This window comes from Acetobacter cerevisiae, from assembly GCF_001580535.1.
Taxonomy (GTDB): Bacteria; Pseudomonadota; Alphaproteobacteria; order Acetobacterales; family Acetobacteraceae; genus Acetobacter; species Acetobacter cerevisiae.
Genome location: NZ_LHZA01000139.1, coordinates 18,195 through 35,454 on the forward strand (window position 1 = coordinate 18,195; position 17,260 = coordinate 35,454).

Here is a 17,260-nt window from a genome sequence, read left to right on the forward strand (position 1 = left end):
CGACCGGAGAGGCTTAATAAATGACCGGTTCCGGCACGGGCGTGCCAAAATCTGTCTGGAGAAAATCGAAATCACACCCCTCATTAGCCTGTCGCATGTGATGCGCCGCCATCCAGCCATAGCCGCGCTCATAACGGGGCTTGGGGGGCACCCACGCAGCACGGCGTCGCTCCAGTTCATCCTCTGGAACATCCATGGAAATTGAACGCTGTTCGACATCCACGGAAATGATGTCTCCCGTTTTCAAAAGCGCTAATGGACCGCCGACATAACTCTCCGGTGCCACATGCAGCACGCAGGCCCCATAGCTGGTCCCGCTCATGCGGGCGTCTGAAAGGCGCAGCATGTCCCGTACCCCCTGTTTGATAAGCTTTTTAGGGATTGGCAGCATGCCCCACTCCGGCATGCCGGGCCCACCCAACGGGCCCGCATTACGCAGCACGAGAACGTGATCGGGCGTAACATCCAGCGTTTCGTCCTCAACAGCTTTTTTCAGGCTGGGATAGTCATCAAAGACCAAAGCCGGTCCACTGTGTTTATGAAACTTCGGATCACAGCAGGCAGGCTTCATCACACAGCCATCGGGGGCGAGATTTCCGCGCAGAACCGTCAGTGCTCCCCCGTCTTTCCCGGTAAACATCGGTTTATCGAGCGGCCGGATCACATCATCGTTATAAACCTCAGCTTTCCCGATATTTTCGCCAACAGTTTTGCCCGTTACCGTCAGGCAGGTCAGTGTCAGGAAATCCGAAATCCGGTTCATCAAGGCCGCAATGCCCCCGGCGTAATAGAAATCCTCCATCAGATAGGTCTGACCTGTGGGCCGCACATTTGCGATAACTGGCACAGTGCGGCTGGCACGATCGAAATCATCAAGACCGATATCCACCCCTGCACGTCGAGCCATAGCAATCACATGGATAATGGCGTTTGTTGAACACCCCATGGCCATTGCCACAGCAATAGCGTTAAAAAATGCTGGTTTTGTCTGAATTTTTGATGGCTTCAGGTCTTCCCAAACCATCTCGACAATACGCCGGCCAGAACTTTTGGCCATCCGGATGTGATTGGAGTCAACCGCAGGGATCGAGCTGGCGCCGGGTAACGAGAGGCCAATCGCTTCCGCAATCGCCGTCATGGTGCTGGCCGTACCCATTGTCATGCAGGTGCCAGCACTCCGGGCAATCCCGGCTTCCACACCCTGCCAGTCTTCCTGTGTGATTTTTCCGGCCCGCAGTTCATCCCAGTATTTCCAGGAATCCGCTCCGGAACCAAGGGTTTTCCCATGCCAGTTTCCCCGCAGCATCGGTCCGGCAGGCACGTAAATTGCCGGGATATCCATGCTGGTTGCACCAAGCAGAAGGCCGGGTGTGGTTTTATCGCACCCGCCCATCAGTACCGCCCCATCTACAGGATAAGCCCGCAGCAGTTCCTCGGCTTCCATTGCCAGCATGTTGCGGTACAACATGGTTGTGGGTTTCATGAAGTTTTCGGAAAGCGAAATGGCGGGAAGTTCCAGCGGAAACCCGCCTGCCTCCAGAATTCCACGTTTGACGTCTTCTGCCCGCTGCCGGAAATGCATGTGGCAGGGGTTAATATCCGACCAGGTATTGAGGATGGCAATAACGGGTTTTCCCGTCCAGTCTTCCGGGTCATACCCCATCTGCATTGCGCGGGAACGATGCCCGAAACTACGTAAATCGGCCGGGCCAAACCATCTCTCACTCCGAAGCTTGCGCTTTTCGGGAGCATTCGCAGCCGCATCTGGCTGAGCTCCGGCATCTTTCGTCATGCTCTCACTCTCCTTGCCCCCGCCTTCTCCAAAACAGGGTGCGGGTGTTTGTGCGGCAAGTTAGGACGTGACAGAGGAAGAGTGTCCAACTTAGATACAGCATTGATCGAGATAGGATTGATATCGATGCTTCAGCTCACCCAGGTGCGTTGTTTTGTCGCCGTTGCAGAAGAGCTTCATTTTGGGCGCGCTGCAGCCCGACTGAATATGACGCAACCGCCCCTCAGCCGGCAGATCCAGCTGCTTGAGCATGCGCTTGGTGTCGCACTGCTTGAACGCACCAGCCGCCATGTGCGCCTTACACAGGCCGGGATCGTCTTCCTGCCGGAAGCAAGACGCCTGCTGCGGGGGGCTGAGGATGCCGTCCTGGCGGCCCGCCGCGCCGGGCGAGGGGCACTGGGGCAGATTGCCATCGGGTTCACCCCCTCCAGCAGCTATGACTTCCTGCCGCGGCTGATTTCTGCCCTTCAGGCCGAGTATCCGGACATTGAACTCATTCTGGAAGAGATGATCACGCGGGATCAGATCACCGCACTGACATCAAACCGGCTGGATCTGGCCTTTGTGCGACCGCCCTTTGGCGCGACCGACGTTACCTTTCAGCCCGTCCGGTCCGAGCGTATCGTGGCGGCCTTACCGGCCCATCATCCTCTGGCAAGCCGTGAGGCACTGACCCCCATGGATCTGGATGGGCAGGATCTCATTATGTATTCCGTGCTGGGCGGTGGCTATTTTCACGATCTTGTGCAGCGGCTCCTCGTGAGTGCAAACATCCAGCCACGACTGATCCATCACCTCACACAGATCCACGCCCTTCTCTCTCTCGTCAGAAGCGGTGTGGGAATGGCGCTGATTCCCGAATCCGCATCACGGCTTGATATCGGAAATGTTATCTGCCGTCCGCTGGCATTTGGGGATGACGTTCTGGCCGAGCTTTACATGGCCCATCGCGCGCAGGACACCAGCCCCCTCCTGCGCAGCGTGATGGCTGTTGTCAGCCAAATTACGAAAGAGACCACGCCGGTTCTTGCGCTCACGTTATAACATCCCTGACGTCCGCTTCCCCTTTTCTCCGTCAGCAATACTGATCCTGCATCGATCCATACGAAGTTTAATTTTGACCTAATCAAATCGAATGCGTTCCCTGTTTTCTGAAAGATCGCGTGAAGTCCCGGCACAACACGCACAAAGGAGAAAACAGGGTGACCAGAACAAGAGGGCCGACAAGCTCCACCGTCACACATGCTACAGGAACGCCCGAAACAGCGCGCGTGGGGCAGCGGACCGCCGTACGCTATAGTGTTCTTGCGTTCCTGTTCACAATCACCGCCATCAACTACGGGGACCGCGCCACACTGGGGATTGCAGGCACCAGCATCTCGCAGGATCTGGGCCTTACCCCTATTTCGATGGGTTACATCTTCTCCGCCTTTGGGTGGGCCTATGTGCTGAACCAGGTGCCAGGCGGCTGGCTGCTGGACCGGTACGGCTCTATCCGCGTCTACGGCGTCAGCCTCTTTGCCTGGTCTGTCTGCACATTGGCCATCGCGGGTATTTCCCATGTTCCGCATGCCCTGATGTTCCCGACCCTGTTCCTGCTGTGGGCCGCTCTCGGGCTTGTGGAAGCCCCTACGTTCCCCGCCAACAGCCGTATTGTGTCAAGCTGGTTCCCAACCTCAGAACGCGGTCTGGCCACGTCCATTTTCAATTCTGCGCAGTATGTGGCGGTCGCCTTCTTTGCCCCGTTAATGGGCTGGGTCACGCAGACCTTCGGCTGGAAATACATTTTCAGCCTGATGGGCGCACTGGGCATGGTGCTGGCCATTATCTGGCTGGCGAGAATGTATTCTCCTGCCCGGCATCCCGGCGTGAATGCCGCAGAACTGGCCTATATGCGTGATGGCGGGGCGCTGGTGGATATTGATGACCGGGCCTTGCAGGTCAAACAAACACTCACCCGCAAACAGATCCGCTTCATGCTGACCAACAGAACGCTGCTTGGCGTGTATGGCGGGCAGTATTGTATTACCGCTCTGCTATATTTTTTCCTGACGTGGTTTCCTCTTTATCTGCACCAGTCTCGCGGCTTCTCACTCACGGCAACAGGGTTTGCCGCCAGCGTTCCGGCCTTGTGTGGCCTTGCCGGAGCAATCTTCGGCGGTGCACTGTCCGACAAGCTTCTCCGTGCCGGTCGTTCTGAAAACATCGCCCGTAAGACGCCTTACGTGCTGGGCATGGCAGCCGCCTCCTCCATTTGTCTGTGCAACTTCATCCAGTCCGGGTGGCTGATTGTTGCTGTCATGTCCTTTGCCTTTTTCGGAAAAGGGATTGCGGCCATTGGCTGGGCTGTCATTTCCGATATTGCCCCCAAAGAAACACCCGGCCTTGCTGCGGGTATCTTTAACGGGGTTGGTAACATTGCCGGCATCGTCACACCAATCGTCATTGGATACATTGTCGCATTGACAAAATCCTATGATGGCGCACTTATTTTCGTCGCGGCACACTGCATTGTGGCGATTATCCTCTACCTCTTTGTTGTCGGCAAAATCCGGAGGCTCTCCCTTCCCACCTAAAGTGCTGCTCTCTCATAAAATTCCAAAAATAATAAAAAGAAGAGACGACCATGTTCAATAATCGCCCTCTGTTAAGTCACGCCCTGTCAAGGCGTTCCGCCCTCAAGGGCCTTGCTGGTGGTGTTGCGCTGGGTGCCCTTGGCGCAACCGGCACCTCACACGCGCTAGCCGCAGAGCAGCCACCGCATCTGCCCGCAACGGTTGTGGCATCGTCTCCCCGTTTCCTGTGTAACGCCATTGCCGCGACACGGAATGGCACGCTCTTTCTTGGCGCGCCCCGCTGGGAAACTATGGATGATACACCCGGTGTTTTCCGCGTTTCGGCAGACGGAACGCTTCAGCCGTTCCCCGGCGGCACATGGAACCAGTGGACACCCAGCGCAGACCCGGCCACGGCGTTTCTGATGGTCAACGGCCTGCATATTTTCAGTGATGATACCTTGTGGGTTGTGGATCAGGGCATAGACCCCACGACAAACGCCACCGTGCCCGGCGGCCAGAAGCTGGTTCAGCTTGATCCGCAAAGCGGCAAAGTGCTGCAAATTCTGCGCTGGGGAAAAGATATTCTGCCTCCGGGAGCCACAATGAATGATCTGCGCATCGCCGGTGATCTCATGTTCGTCACCGATTCCGGATTAGGCGGGATTATCGTTCATAATATGCGCACCGGAAACACGGTGCGACGTCTCTCCGAGCACCCTCTGCTCCGGGCGACATACGCCAAACCCATGATCGGGCGAGACGGACACATCTTCCGGGATAAGGATGGCAAACGCCCGCTCGTTCACTCGGACATGCTGGAAATCACGACGGACCGGAAATGGTTTTACTTCTCCACCCCTATCGGCCCGCTGCGTCGCCTCCCCACCTCGGCTCTGCTGGACAACAGCCTGACGGATGCGCAACGCGCAGAGAAAATTGAAACAGTGACAGATATGCCCACCATGATGGGAACGGCTATTGATACACTGGATAATTTCTACTTTGCCGACGCTGAACGCGGCCGGATTATGGTCCTGACGCCCGAGAAAAAGAAACTCGTTCTGTTTGAAGACCCGCGGCTGATTGATGGCGACGCGCTGTTTATTACCGCTGATCGTCACATGTTGGTGCCAATCCCGCAGACAGAACGCCTGCCGCCCAACAACGTAGGGGTAAATGCCTTAAAGCCGCCTTTCATCAGTCTTTCCTTCCCGCTGCCGGAAAGCCTGCACGGCCACCGTTTGGGCAATGCAGCAAGCAGTCTCTGAAGACACTTTTCAAAACCATCAAAACACTTGGCCTTTCTGTCTATTTTTCCACAGAAATCCGAGAGGACGACAGTTATGAGACGCCGTGACGCCTTAAAAGTGGGGCTGGTGCTGTTAGCAACAAGCACGCTGGCCTCCATTTATAAGCCTGCTTATTCAAAAACGCTTGTTGGTGGGAGTGGCGCGTGGAAAGCGCAACCTCCGCCGCCGTTGTCAGTCGTTGATTCCAGCCGGCTGGTGTATTTGACGCAGGATGAAGCAAAGCTGGTTGGGACAGTGTTTGACGTTCTCATTCCCCCAGATGAACTTGGCATGGGTGCGACCGAAGCCGGATGCGTGACCTTCCTTGATCATCAGCTTGCCGGCCCCTTTGGCTCCGCAGCAAAAGATTACAAGATGGGGCCGGTCGTAGAAGGCACGCCGCAACAGGGACCGCAAAGCATTGCGACCCCTGCGGAAATTTACCGCAAAGGGCTGGCTGAACTGAACACGGTCACCCGGAAAAAATTTGACAAAGCCTTTCCGGATCTCACCGAAGACCAGAAAGTCGCCTTCCTTGAAGGCATGGAAGCCGGAACGATCCAGTTCGAAACCGTGAAAGCCAAGGATTTTTTCACCCTCCTTCTCCAGAACGTGCGTGAAGGATATCTGGCGGACCCAATGTATGGGGGCAACCGCGATATGGTGGGCTGGAAACTGGTTGGGTTCCCGGGCGCGGTTTATGATTACCGTGACTGGATTGTTTCCAAACGCGGGCAAAAAATTGATGTGCAACCCGTCAGCCTTCTGAGAACGACCTGAAAGAGGCCGCGTCCGTCTGATCTCTGAAAAAGATGATTTGGCGCTCTACGACACAGTAAAAAATAAGGTGCAGATTAATGCATTATAAAAGACCAAAAGCCGATGTTGTTATTGTCGGGCTGGGATGGGCTGGCTCCACAATGGCCGAAGAACTGACTCGCGCAGGCCTGAATGTTGTGGCTATTGAGCGCGGTGCGTGGCGCGATACCTCAACAAGCTTTCCGACAACGCGCAATCCGGACGAATTAAGCGGGTCTATCCGCAAGGACATCCTTCAGGCGCCCGTCACCGAAACCTATACGGTGCGAAACCGACCGGGAGAGACAGCACTCCCCCTCCGCAAATACCATAACCTTACACTGGGCAATAACGTGGGCGGGGCCGGAACCCATTGGGCGGGTGCGAGCTGGCGCTGGCAGTCCTTTGACCACCAGCCTTATAGCCGCGTTATGGAGCGCTATGGCGCCAAACAACTGGTGGATGGCCTGATCCTGCAGGATTGGGGTGTGACATACAATGATCTGGAACCGTTCTATGACCGCTTTGAGAAAATTGCCGGCACATCCGGCACGGCAGGCGTCATCAATGGTGTGAAGCACCCCGGCGGCAACCCTTTTGAAGATTCCCGGACCAGCCCTTACCCAACCCCGGCCTTAGAGCGCACACGCGCCAACATTCTGTTTTCAGAAGCCACAACACGGATGGGCTATTCCCCCTTCCCGGTTCCGTCCGCCATGATCGGCGGCCCCTACACCAACGCACTTGGCATTAATCTGGCCCCCTGCACCTACTGTGGCTACTGCCAGCTTTACGGGTGTGGCAACTGGTCCAAATCCAGCCCGAACATCTGCATTCTGCCGGTCCTCATGCAGCGTCCGAATTTTACTGTTGTTACAGAATCAGAAGTCGTCCGCATCAATACAACGCCTGATAAAAAAATGGCCACGGGCATCACTTTTGTTGATTCAGACGGCAATATTGGGGAGCAGCCAGCCGATATTGTTATCACCGCCACGTTCACGCTCGATAACACGCGACTGCTGCTCCTGTCCGGGATCAGCACGCCGTATGATGTCAACACCGGACAAGGTGTCGTAGGGCGCGCCTTTACATTCCAGACCTTGTCCTGGGCCTTCATGTTTTTTGAAAACGAATATCTCAACCCCTTCATGAACACGGGTGCTCTCGCAACCCAGATTGACGATTTCAACGGCGATAACTTTGACCATACCGGACTGGGATTTATCGGCGGGGCCGGTATTCAGTCCCTGTGCAATCAGGGGCTCCCCATTGGCATGTCCGGCCTTGTGCCGGAAGGCAGTCCACGATGGGGCAAAGGCTGGAAAAAAGCTTTCCAGAAAAGCTACCAGAATTACGCACAAATTCAGGGCCAGGGCACCAATTTCGCACACCGTGAACAGTTCATGGATCTTGACCCAACCTACAAGGATCGGTTTGGGCAGCCGCTCCTGCGCATTACCTACGATTATAATGAAAATGATCGCCGGTCAGGCCGGTTCATTCGTGATAAATGCGTGGAAATTGCCAAGGAAATGGGAGCGCGGGAAGTCAAAGGCGTTTCGTTGGCTGACGATCCCTATTCAGGCTACACGCCGTGGGATTCCTCTCACGTGCAGGGCGGTGTCGTTATGGGAGAAGACCCGAGAACCAGTGTGCAAAACCGCTATCAGCAGAACTGGGACGTGCCCAACCTGTTCGTTATCGGCGCATCCTCTTTCCCTAACAATGCCGGATACAATCCTACGGTTGCTGTGGGCGCAACGACCCTATGGACGGCCAAGGCCATAAAAGAACTGTATCTCAAAAACCCTGGCCCACTGGTGAGATTATAATCATGACACGAAACCTGCTTCAGCGTGCTCTGCGCATCAGTTTTCGCAGTGGCGTTGTTTTGTCTCTCGCGGCGCTTCCGGTCTGCACGGTCCATGCTCAAAATGCGCCTGTGAATGCGCGCATGGAACATGGCCGCTACCTCGCAGTTGCGGGGGACTGTCTTGCCTGTCACACCGCCACAGATGGCAAGCCTTTTGCCGGTGGCCTCGATCTGAAAACACCTTTCGGGATCATCACCACCAGCAATATTACCTCTGACAAAGAAACCGGTATTGGCAACTGGACATTCGAACAGTTTGATAACGCCGTGCGTCATGGCAAAGGCCCGAACGGGCATCTTTATCCCGCTATGCCTTACACGGCTTACAGCCAGATCACTGATGCCGATATTACGGATCTGTGGGAGTATATCCGCACCCTTCCCCCTGTAAGCCATAAGGTAGAGAGTAATAAGCTCCCCTTCCCTTACAATATCCGCACCCTGCTCGTGTTCTGGAACTTCCTGTTCTTTAAGGATGCCACTTTTGTGCCCGATAGTTCAAAAAGTGACGAAATCAACCGGGGTGCCTATCTGGCCCAGAGTCTCGGACATTGTGGCACATGCCACACACCCAAGAATGCCCTTGGCGGCGATACGAAAGACACTTTTCAGGGCGCATCTCTTCAGGGATGGTTTGCGCCTGACCTGACCAACAATGCCCACACAGGTCTGGGCCAATGGACTGCGGACGATATCGTGACGTATCTGCGTAGCGGCACCAATCGCTATACGGCAGCATCAGGCCCGATGACGGAAGCCATCGTAAATTCCACCCAGCATCTGACGGAGGCAGACCTGAAAGCCATTGCAGCCTATTTCAAAGCCTTGCCGCCCCGAACTGTCTCCCCTCCCCAGCCTCTGGCTGCCTCGAATATACAAGTCACCGCAGGCCAGCGGGACTTTATGGTGGAATGTAGTGCCTGCCATCGGAGTAGTGGCGCGGGTATCTCCAACATGATCCCGGACCTCCGGAACAACCCGGCTGTCAATGCATCCAACCCCGACAGCCTGCTGAATATTGTGCTCAAAGGCACGGAAGGCCCGGCAACGCACGCAAACCCTACAGGGGCTGCTATGCCTGGCTTTGGCTGGAAATTGCAGGATGAGCAAATTGCGAACATTCTGACTTACATCCGCAATAGCTGGGGGAATGCCGCTCCGGCTCTTTCCGCTGCGGATGTCAGCAAAGCGCGCACCGCTATCAGCGCTCAGCCAGCCGTTCCACGCTGACAATTTCTGTCAACGCGCCTTAGAGTGCAGAGCACTTTCAGTCCGAACACCTTATTCGTGGCTGAAAGTGCTCTGCAAATTCATGAATACCCGGCGCACAACACCCTCTGGAGCATTTTATCATAGTCCATGCAGTCAGCGCTGCCATAAGACGTGCAGACTATACTCCATCGACCGCCTGGCTCTGCTGCCTCCCACTGAGGCCTGTTGCGTTTTGAGGAAGATCTGAAGCATGCTTCAATCCTCCTGACGAAAACCCATGCCAGTAAAGCTCATGTGGAAATATTTATACAATGCGGCCACCATACTCTTCTTTTCGGCGCTTTCGCCAATAGCAGCACATGCCCAAAGCCATCCTGCACCGGGCATGCCCATTAGCTCTATAAATTCTGGCATGAATGAAAGGGGTGTTAACATCTCCCTCCGTGATGGTGATTCTGTAACAGCTCTGTTGTGCACCCCAGCACACCCACGCGCGACACTTATCATGTTTCCCGGTGGCTCTGGCGATATTGGCCTGGAACAGAATGGCAGCATCCGTCATGGGAATAATTTTGTGGTGCGAACGCGAGGGTTATGGAACCAGCACCACTACGCAGTTCTCATTCCAGATACGATCAACCATCTAAATCTCAGGGGGCACCGCAGCTCCGCATCCTATGCGCGTGTTATCGATGATATCCTCACTTTTGTTCATAAAGAGAGAACAGCCCCTGTTTTTCTTTTCGGCACGAGTCAGGGCGCAATCGCGGCAGTCAATGGCGCGGCTCATACACCACCGGGCACTCTTGCTGGCGTTGTGGTGAGTGAAGCTGTCTCCGTCATGGGCGGCAGTAAGGAAACTGTTTTTAACGCTCCCCTTCAGGACATCCATGCACCAGTTCTCATCGTTGCAAACCAGACTGACCGCTGCAACGTGGCCCCACCGCATAACGCAGACCGTATTGCGGCTTCCATGACCGGCAGTCCCGATGTGCAGATATTAAGAGTGACAGGAGGTCTCACCAAATCGAAAAAGACGTGTGGTTCTCTTACCCCTCATGGTTACTTTGGTATTGAAGATGACGTCATTGATAAAATCAGTGCATGGATGGAGACAAAATTGAAATAAGCCTATTAAGAGAATTACGGATTTTCCGAGTATCGGGGCGCAAGGCGGTGACCTGCTGGAAACCCATGCGAGCACGCTTTCCACGCAATCCCAAAGCCACAAACCAGAAGACCCAGCATCGCCCACGGGAAAGAGGCTGCCCCCCATAGATCAAGCAGAGCGCCGCCCAGAAGGCCCCCTCCGGCAATCGCGCTGTTCCAGGCTACGACATTCATTGAAAGAGCCACGTCGGTGCCTTCTCCTGCCGCATCGGCCAGAGCCGTCTGGAGCAATGTCGCCGCCCCGCCGAAAGTCAGTCCCCATACGGTGACACCCGCCCAGATCACCGCGGGTGAATTCGCTCCAATGGAAAAAGCAACGCAGACTAGTGCAAACACTGCCAGACTGACCAAAACCGCTGCACGTAACGCATGGTCCACCAGTCGTCCGATCAGACCGATCCCGCCAAGGGCCGCCATACCAAAAACCAGCAACACAAGATCAGCCTTCCCTGCCAGCCCTGAGGGCACAAGAAACGGTACGATATAGGTGTAGAGAATATTGTGCGCGAACATCCACGTCATCACGACGCCCAGCACCGATCTAACCCCGGGCGTCATCAGGACATGCCGGAAAGGAAGACGTTCCGTATGGGGCGTCCCCGGAAAATCCGGCACCGTTGCCAGCACCCAGCCAACCAGCAGCAGAGTGAAGGCCGACATCACCCCAAATGCCAGCCGCCAGCCCAGCGCGGCCCCCAACCATGTGCCTGCCGGCACACCCAGAGACAACGCAATGGGCGTTCCCACCATGGCAATGGCCAGCGCCCGCCCCTGCTGGGCCCGCGTTACCATCCGTCGCGCATACCCCGCCAGCAGTGCCCACGCCAGACCGGCTGCGGCGCCCGCACAGTAACGGGCCACAAGGGTCAGCCAATAATTTGATGAGAGCGCCGTGATGGAATTAAACATCAGAAAACCGATGATCGCCAGAAGCAACACGGCGCGCCGTCGCCATCTTTGTGTAGCAAGCGTCAGCGGGATAGCCGCACTCAGGGAACCCACGGCATAAGCCGTAACCATCTGCCCTGCATAAGCGGCGGATACATGCAGGCCTGTACTAATCTCTGGCAAGAGGCCAGCAGGCAGCGTCTCCGTCATGATGCACAGGAACCCGGTCATCGCGAGAGCCAGAAGACCAGCAACCGGCAGGCGGTCGTTTGAAGAGGGGGGAAGACTTTCGGTCATCTGCAACTCACATAAATGGAACGATTGATACAGATATAGCGATAGGAAATGGGCGGCAATGATTTTCTCTACCGCCTGGTCTGGACGAGCGTTTATCGAGAGGCAAAAAGACTAATTTCCATACCATTCGATATAGAATTAACTTGCATAATCCCCTTTCTTATTTTGTATTGACCGATACAGAAATAGGAAAATACGACATGGAAAACTTTTCAGGCAAGAAGGCCTTCGTCATTGGCGGAAGCAGGGAGATTGGGGCCGCTATCGTCAGACGTCTGGCAAACGAAGGCGCATCAGTGCGCTTCACATGGGCCGGTTCGCGCACAAAAGCAGCAGACCTTGCCCGTCAGACCGGGGCGGAAGCCATTAAGGCGGATGCAACAAACCGTTCAGCCATTCTTGAAGCCACGCGCAATGCTGGCCCCATCGACATTTTCGTCTTCAACGCCGGGATCTGTATTGCCGGAAATCCGCTCACGCTTGATCCTGATGACGTTGATCGCATGATCGATATCAACATTCGCGCAGCCTATCACTGCTCGGTTGAAGCCGCCCGGTCCATGCCGAACGGTGGCCGGATCATCCTGATTGGCTCCACAAACGCTAACCGTGTCCCCTTCAAGGGACTAGCAGCCTACAGCATGACAAAATCCGCGCTGCAAAGCATGGTTCGTGGTCTGGCACGAGATTTTGGCGAACGTCACATCACAGTCAACGTCATTCAGCCGGGACCAACAGATACAGACATGAATCCCGCCAATGGTCCGGAAGCCGATCTCATGCACAGCGTTATGGCGATCAAGGAACATGGCACTGCCGAGGATGTTGCGGCTTATGTGTCATTTCTTGCAGGACATACAGCACGTGGCATTACCGGAGCGATGCAGACCATTGATGGTGGCTTCAGCGCGTAAGGCTGGCAATCCACTTCCGGACCGCTTAGTATAGAAACTTCTTCACACGGACGGAGACAACACATGGCCCGGACAGGACGGCCCCGCGAGTTTGACCGGGACAAGGCGCTGGATGCGGCGCTAACACTGTTCTGGACGCAGGGTTATGAACCAACGTCGCTCAACCAGCTCAAGGCCTGCATGGGCAATATTTCGCCGGCAAGTTTCTATGCTGCATTTGGGTCGAAGGAAGCTCTGTTCCGGGAAGTCGTGCAGCGCTATGTGGAAACTTATGGGCAGGTGATGGCGCCCTTGTGGGATGAAACACTTGAACCGCGTGACGCCATCGAACAGACACTCCGCCGCTCCGCCCGCATGCAGACGACGCGCTCCCACCCCACCGGCTGTCTGATTGTGCTGGGGGCTTCTAACTGCTCGCCTGAAAACGAGCCGGTGCAAACCCTTCTGGCTGCGCAGAGAGAGCGCAGTCGAAAAGGCTTCCAGGACTGTGTTGCGCGGGCTGTGGCAGATGGTGAACTCACTGACACGCCCGTCACCAAAACTCTCCCCACCTTGTTTGTTACTTTTCTGCACGGCATGGCCTGTGAAGCCAGGGATGGTAACAGAGCCAAGAAGCTTGACGAGGCCATCACGACACTCATGCAGGTGTGGAACAGCCTCACCGTGAGCCCGTAAGGCATCCTAACAGACCCGTTGGCACTCATCCTGTTGAGGTAATATCTGTATCAGTCGATACGTAATTTGTTGACGAACCACTCCACCCTATTTATGTATCGATTAGTCTTTAAGTGTAGCCGACTCATTCCGGCAGTCTGTGCCCTACAAACTCCCTCAAAGGAAACCGGTCATGAACCAGAAATATGCAGCCCTTGTTACAGGTGCCAATCGCGGGATCGGTTATAGTATCGCAAAACATCTCATTGCAGCAGGCATTGATGTGCTTGGCACCTATCTTACCAATGAAGCCGAGGCGAAATCTGCCGAGGCTGCACTCAGCACCGAAAATTCTAAACTGCGCATGCTGAAACTGGATATTTTAGACCACACCACTTTTGCGACCTTTACGGCGCAGGTCAGAAAACTCCTTGATGAAGACTTTTCTCAGAGCACATTGAAATACATTGTGCAAAACGCCGGGAATATCATTCACACCCGCTTTGATGCGGCGACACCCGAACAACTCGACAACCAGTACAATATTCACTTCAAGGGGCCATATCTGCTGACCGCAGCCCTTCTGCCGCTGCTCTGTGATGGCGGCCATATTCTCAATATCACCTCGGCAGCCACGCGTTTCTATCTTCCGGATCATGGCCCCTATTCAGCCATGAAAGGCGCAACCGAAGTGATCTCGCTTTACATGGCAAAAGAACTGGGCGAACGCCGCATTACCGTCAATGCCGTAGCCCCCGGCGCCATTGCATCTGACTTTGGTGGTGGGCTGGTGCGAGACAATGCTGAGGTTAACAACAGTCTGGCAGAGATCACCCCCCTCGGGCGTGTCGGGCAACCGGATGACATTGGTTCTGCCGTTGCGGCATTACTGTCCGACAACATGCGCTGGGTGAACGGTCAACGGATCGAAGTCACCGGCGGACAGTCACTTTAAGACCATCCAGTGATGATGAGGAAAAATACGATGATAGATGTCATGGCCAGCAGTGTTCTCAATACCCCCATTGCCTCCGTCTGGCCCCTTATCCGGGATTTCGGCGCCATTGGGACATGGTTGCCGGGTGTAAAAAGCTGCAAGATCGAAGGGAACGATCCGGGTGATCGCGTCGGTGCCATACGGTCCCTTGAGATGGGCGATGTCGGATTTATCCGCGAACAGCTTCTCGCCCTCTCCGACACCGATCATGCGGTGACATTTTCAATCATTGAATCAGCACTGCCGATCTGGAACTATCGCTCGACAATCACGCTGTTGCCCGTAACAGATGGTGACCGCACCTTTATCCGCTGGAAAGGACAGTTTGAAGCTGATCCCGACCATGCTTCTGCAATGCAGACGCGCATGCCAGTCCAGATTTACCAGCCTGCATTTGATCGCCTGGCAAGCAAATTATCTGGCAAATAATCTGCGAGAGTTTTCCCTCAAAACAGATCACGCGCTGCGGTCGCAAAGCTGGGAGATAACGGCAAAAGGGGTGCCAGGGTAGACTGCCAGGCGTGATAGAGATCAGCCTTGCCGGTATAAACAACTTCAGAGGGCTGGTTATCGGCATCAACTTCCTGAATCCAGCCCCCCTCTTTGCGATCAATCATGCAAAGATCAATATAATCCCAGATTGTCCGATACCATGTTTCATATCGGGCATGGCCAGTGCGTTTTAAAAGGGCTGCTGCGGCGGTCAACGCTTCAGCCTGCACCCAATGGGGTCGGTTTTCGATCACGGGAACCAGATCATTATCCACGGTGTAAAGAAGGCCTCCCTTCCCGTTCGTGCTCCACCCTACCGACATACCTTTTTCAAACAGCGCAATGCTGTCCGTAAGCAGCCATGCCGGAGCATCCCCTTCTTCACGCAGGAACGCAGCCTCAAGCTTAAGGAGCAAATGGGCCCATTCCACAAAATGGCCCGGCGTTAACCCATAAGGACGTAAATCATCAGCGGGCTTATCCTGATGGTAGTTTGGCAAATAGTGCCACTGGCGGTCATAGTGCTCACGCACGACGTAATCCGCTTCCCGTGCCAGATCGTGAATAAAGCGTTTAACGATGCGCAAGGCACGATGCCGCCAGATAGGATCACCGGTCACATCCGCAAGGGCCATGCAAGCCTCTACTGAGTGCATGTTAGAATTAGCACCCCGGTAATTTTCTTCATCAGACCAGCTGGCAGAAAAGCTTTCGCGAAAAACTCCTTCTTCTTCACTCCAGAAACGCTTTTCCCACACCGTTGTTGCCAGTTCCAAAAGCTGCGCAGCGCCCGGAAGCCCTGCCACGACAGCTGTCGAGCCCACGAGGCATACAAAGGCGTGCAAATAGTTCTGCTTCCGGGTTTGTTCCTGTGTCGGGCTACCGTTTGTCAGGCCTCCGAACCACCCTCCGTGCTCTGCATCACGCAACGGTCCGAGAAGCGACTGCACGCCATGCTCGGCCACAGCCAGACACCCCGGCACACCACGCAGACCACCGATAGCGTAAGAATGCGTCATTCGGGCCGTCAGCGTCGTATCTGGCTGCGCATGGGGGGCAAATAAGCCTTTGTTATCCAAAGGACCAAAGCCAACGCTCAATCGGGAGGCTTTGGAAAAATCAAGCAACCTTAACCCCTGATGCTCCAGCCAGTAGTGATGCGGCGTAGAGCGCAACCAGCTTGATGCCGGAACCATCAGAGATGGCAGCATTTCAACCATTGACGATTCTTCCGCCATTCACATGCAAGGTCTGCCCTGTCACAAAACTTGAGTCCTCCGACGCAAGATAAACATAAGCAGGCCCAAGCTCTGCAGGCTGCCCGCAGCGACCCAATGGCGTATCGGCTCCCAGATCAGCCACGGCTTCTGGATCAAGCGGCCCCCAACTGGCAGGCTGGAGGGGCGTCCATACTGGTCCCGGTGCTACGGCATTAACACGTATGCCTTTGTCGGCAAGCTGCAGCGCAAGGGCGCGCGTAAAGCCCATCTCAGCAGCTTTAGTCGTCGTATAGGCAACCAGAGATTTATTGCCTGCAAAAGCGTTAATGGAGGATGTCGAGATAATCGCAGCGCCTTTTTTTAAATGCGGCAAAGCGGCCCGGGTTATATAAAAATAGCCGTTGATATTCACATTCATATGATGTTGCCAGACCTCATCCGTAATATCAGTCAGATCTTCACTGACGTATTGTACGCCGGCATTGTTCACGATGATATCAAGCTCGCCCAGTATCTTCACCGTTTCCGCAACAGCATCATTACAAAAAGAACTGCTTGCAACATCGCCCGCAATCGCCAGCGCTTTGCGCCCTTCTGCTTCAATCAGCCGCACTGTTTCCTGCGCATCTTCATGCTCATCGAAATAAAGAATGGAAACATCGGCCCCTTCCCGCGCAAAATGAAGGGCTGCTGCGCGGCCAATACCGCTGTCACCCCCAGTAATAAGGGCCTTTTTCCCTTCAAGCTTTCCGCTTCCTTTGTAATCAGGACGGATATGAACAGCCAAAGGCTTCATGAGCTTTTCAACGCCGGGTTGATGGTCCTGGCTCTGCGGTGGAATGGCGAATGTCATGAATCTGCTCCTATAACACTTTGATGTGCGCAAAACATTTAGTGTTAGCGAGAGGTTCGTTTGAAAGTTTCATAAAAAATCATCACGATATCAACAAATGGGAATTTTTACTTTTTCTAAAACAAGAAAAATTTACTACTCTTTTTATATTCAGGCTATTTCCATGCATCACAATGCTTTATAGCCAACCAGCAGCACCCTTTGGCATTATTATAAAATAATCTTAATGCTCATTCAGAAACAAAGAATG

15 protein-coding genes are annotated in these 17,260 nt (G+C 54.6%); 11 read left to right on the top strand and 4 right to left on the bottom strand.

All coding sequences use genetic code 11. The features are described from left to right. Nucleotides 1–13: 13 nt before the first annotated feature. Nucleotides 14–1,792: an L-arabinonate dehydratase gene (gene araD / locus AD928_RS06645; RefSeq protein ID WP_062249269.1), complete on the bottom strand. Its 1,779-nt coding sequence runs from the start codon at nucleotides 1,790–1,792 to the stop codon at nucleotides 14–16. Between the two features lie 126 nt (nucleotides 1,793–1,918). On the opposite strand from araD, the gene AD928_RS06650 reads away from it, so the two are divergent. The 7 genes from AD928_RS06650 (at nucleotide 1,919) to AD928_RS06680 (ending at nucleotide 10,654) form a co-directional block, all read left to right on the top strand. Continuing rightward, nucleotides 1,919–2,836 (top strand): LysR family transcriptional regulator, encoded by a 918-nt coding sequence (locus AD928_RS06650; protein ID WP_062249271.1) that lies wholly within the window; start codon nucleotides 1,919–1,921, stop codon nucleotides 2,834–2,836. A gap of 158 nt (nucleotides 2,837–2,994) precedes the next feature. Continuing rightward, entirely contained in the window at nucleotides 2,995–4,368 is a 1,374-nt protein-coding gene (locus tag AD928_RS06655) for an MFS transporter (protein WP_082779784.1), read from the top strand. A gap of 50 nt (nucleotides 4,369–4,418) precedes the next feature. Beyond that, nucleotides 4,419–5,618 (top strand): SMP-30/gluconolactonase/LRE family protein, encoded by a 1,200-nt coding sequence (locus AD928_RS06660; RefSeq protein ID WP_062249275.1) that lies wholly within the window; start codon nucleotides 4,419–4,421, stop codon nucleotides 5,616–5,618. Nucleotides 5,619–5,693: 75 nt separating this feature from the next. Then, a complete protein-coding gene (locus AD928_RS06665; RefSeq protein WP_062249277.1) occupies nucleotides 5,694–6,419 on the top strand; it encodes a gluconate 2-dehydrogenase subunit 3 family protein in 726 nt (241 codons plus the stop codon). Nucleotides 6,420–6,496: 77 nt separating this feature from the next. Then, entirely contained in the window at nucleotides 6,497–8,272 is a 1,776-nt protein-coding gene (locus AD928_RS06670) for a GMC family oxidoreductase (RefSeq protein ID WP_062249279.1), read from the top strand. Between the two features lie 2 nt (nucleotides 8,273–8,274). Next, entirely contained in the window at nucleotides 8,275–9,543 is a 1,269-nt protein-coding gene (locus AD928_RS06675; RefSeq protein WP_233419989.1) for a c-type cytochrome, read from the top strand. Nucleotides 9,544–9,802: 259 nt separating this feature from the next. Continuing rightward, nucleotides 9,803–10,654 carry an alpha/beta hydrolase gene (locus AD928_RS06680; RefSeq protein WP_233419990.1) on the top strand — a complete coding sequence of 284 codons (852 nt, stop codon included), beginning with the start codon at nucleotides 9,803–9,805 and terminating at the stop codon, nucleotides 10,652–10,654. Nucleotides 10,655–10,668: 14 nt separating this feature from the next. On the opposite strand, the gene AD928_RS06685 is transcribed toward AD928_RS06680, so the two are convergent. Next, nucleotides 10,669–11,880: an MFS transporter gene (locus tag AD928_RS06685; protein ID WP_062249283.1), complete on the bottom strand. Its 1,212-nt coding sequence runs from the start codon at nucleotides 11,878–11,880 to the stop codon at nucleotides 10,669–10,671. A gap of 200 nt (nucleotides 11,881–12,080) precedes the next feature. Between AD928_RS06685 and bdcA the strand changes: the two genes are divergently transcribed. The 4 genes from bdcA (at nucleotide 12,081) to AD928_RS06705 (ending at nucleotide 14,874) form a co-directional block, all read left to right on the top strand. After that, entirely contained in the window at nucleotides 12,081–12,794 is a 714-nt protein-coding gene (bdcA, locus tag AD928_RS06690; RefSeq protein ID WP_062249286.1) for an SDR family oxidoreductase, read from the top strand. Between the two features lie 63 nt (nucleotides 12,795–12,857). Further along, nucleotides 12,858–13,469, top strand: a complete 612-nt coding sequence (locus AD928_RS06695) for a TetR/AcrR family transcriptional regulator (RefSeq protein ID WP_062249288.1) — start codon at nucleotides 12,858–12,860, stop codon at nucleotides 13,467–13,469. 172 nt (nucleotides 13,470–13,641) lie between these two features. Beyond that, a complete protein-coding gene (locus tag AD928_RS06700) occupies nucleotides 13,642–14,403 on the top strand; it encodes an SDR family NAD(P)-dependent oxidoreductase (RefSeq protein ID WP_062249290.1) in 762 nt (253 codons plus the stop codon). 30 nt (nucleotides 14,404–14,433) lie between these two features. Then, on the top strand, nucleotides 14,434–14,874 hold the full coding sequence (locus AD928_RS06705) for an SRPBCC family protein (protein WP_062249292.1): 441 nt from the start codon (nucleotides 14,434–14,436) through the stop codon (nucleotides 14,872–14,874). A 17-nt stretch (nucleotides 14,875–14,891) separates the two neighbouring features. Here AD928_RS06705 and AD928_RS06710 read toward each other — a convergent pair whose 3' ends face one another. Both AD928_RS06710 and AD928_RS06715 read right to left on the bottom strand, forming a co-directional pair. After that, complete coding sequence (locus AD928_RS06710; RefSeq protein ID WP_062249294.1) at nucleotides 14,892–16,157, bottom strand: AGE family epimerase/isomerase; 1,266 nt, start codon at nucleotides 16,155–16,157, stop codon at nucleotides 14,892–14,894. Next, nucleotides 16,150–17,010 carry a glucose 1-dehydrogenase gene (locus AD928_RS06715; protein WP_062249296.1) on the bottom strand — a complete coding sequence of 287 codons (861 nt, stop codon included), beginning with the start codon at nucleotides 17,008–17,010 and terminating at the stop codon, nucleotides 16,150–16,152. The genes AD928_RS06710 and AD928_RS06715 overlap by 8 nt, the downstream gene beginning before the upstream one ends. Between the last annotated feature and the right edge of the window lie 250 nt (nucleotides 17,011–17,260).

Excerpts from the sequence above, each read along its gene's own strand:
- araD (WP_062249269.1), bottom strand. The coding sequence starts at position 1,792 with ATGACGAAAGATGCCGGAGCTCAGCCAGATGCGGCTGCGAATGCTCCC.
- AD928_RS06650 (WP_062249271.1), top strand. The coding sequence starts at position 1,919 with ATGCTTCAGCTCACCCAGGTGCGTTGTTTTGTCGCCGTTGCAGAAGAG.
- AD928_RS06660 (WP_062249275.1), top strand. The coding sequence starts at position 4,419 with ATGTTCAATAATCGCCCTCTGTTAAGTCACGCCCTGTCAAGGCGTTCC.
- AD928_RS06665 (WP_062249277.1), top strand. The coding sequence starts at position 5,694 with ATGAGACGCCGTGACGCCTTAAAAGTGGGGCTGGTGCTGTTAGCAACA.
- AD928_RS06670 (WP_062249279.1), top strand. The coding sequence starts at position 6,497 with ATGCATTATAAAAGACCAAAAGCCGATGTTGTTATTGTCGGGCTGGGA.
- AD928_RS06675 (WP_233419989.1), top strand. The coding sequence starts at position 8,275 with ATGACACGAAACCTGCTTCAGCGTGCTCTGCGCATCAGTTTTCGCAGT.
- AD928_RS06680 (WP_233419990.1), top strand. The coding sequence starts at position 9,803 with ATGCCAGTAAAGCTCATGTGGAAATATTTATACAATGCGGCCACCATA.
- AD928_RS06685 (WP_062249283.1), bottom strand. The coding sequence starts at position 11,880 with ATGACCGAAAGTCTTCCCCCCTCTTCAAACGACCGCCTGCCGGTTGCT.
- bdcA (WP_062249286.1), top strand. The coding sequence starts at position 12,081 with ATGGAAAACTTTTCAGGCAAGAAGGCCTTCGTCATTGGCGGAAGCAGG.
- AD928_RS06695 (WP_062249288.1), top strand. The coding sequence starts at position 12,858 with ATGGCCCGGACAGGACGGCCCCGCGAGTTTGACCGGGACAAGGCGCTG.
- AD928_RS06700 (WP_062249290.1), top strand. The coding sequence starts at position 13,642 with ATGAACCAGAAATATGCAGCCCTTGTTACAGGTGCCAATCGCGGGATC.
- AD928_RS06705 (WP_062249292.1), top strand. The coding sequence starts at position 14,434 with ATGATAGATGTCATGGCCAGCAGTGTTCTCAATACCCCCATTGCCTCC.
- AD928_RS06710 (WP_062249294.1), bottom strand. The coding sequence starts at position 16,157 with ATGGTTGAAATGCTGCCATCTCTGATGGTTCCGGCATCAAGCTGGTTG.
- AD928_RS06715 (WP_062249296.1), bottom strand. The coding sequence starts at position 17,010 with ATGACATTCGCCATTCCACCGCAGAGCCAGGACCATCAACCCGGCGTT.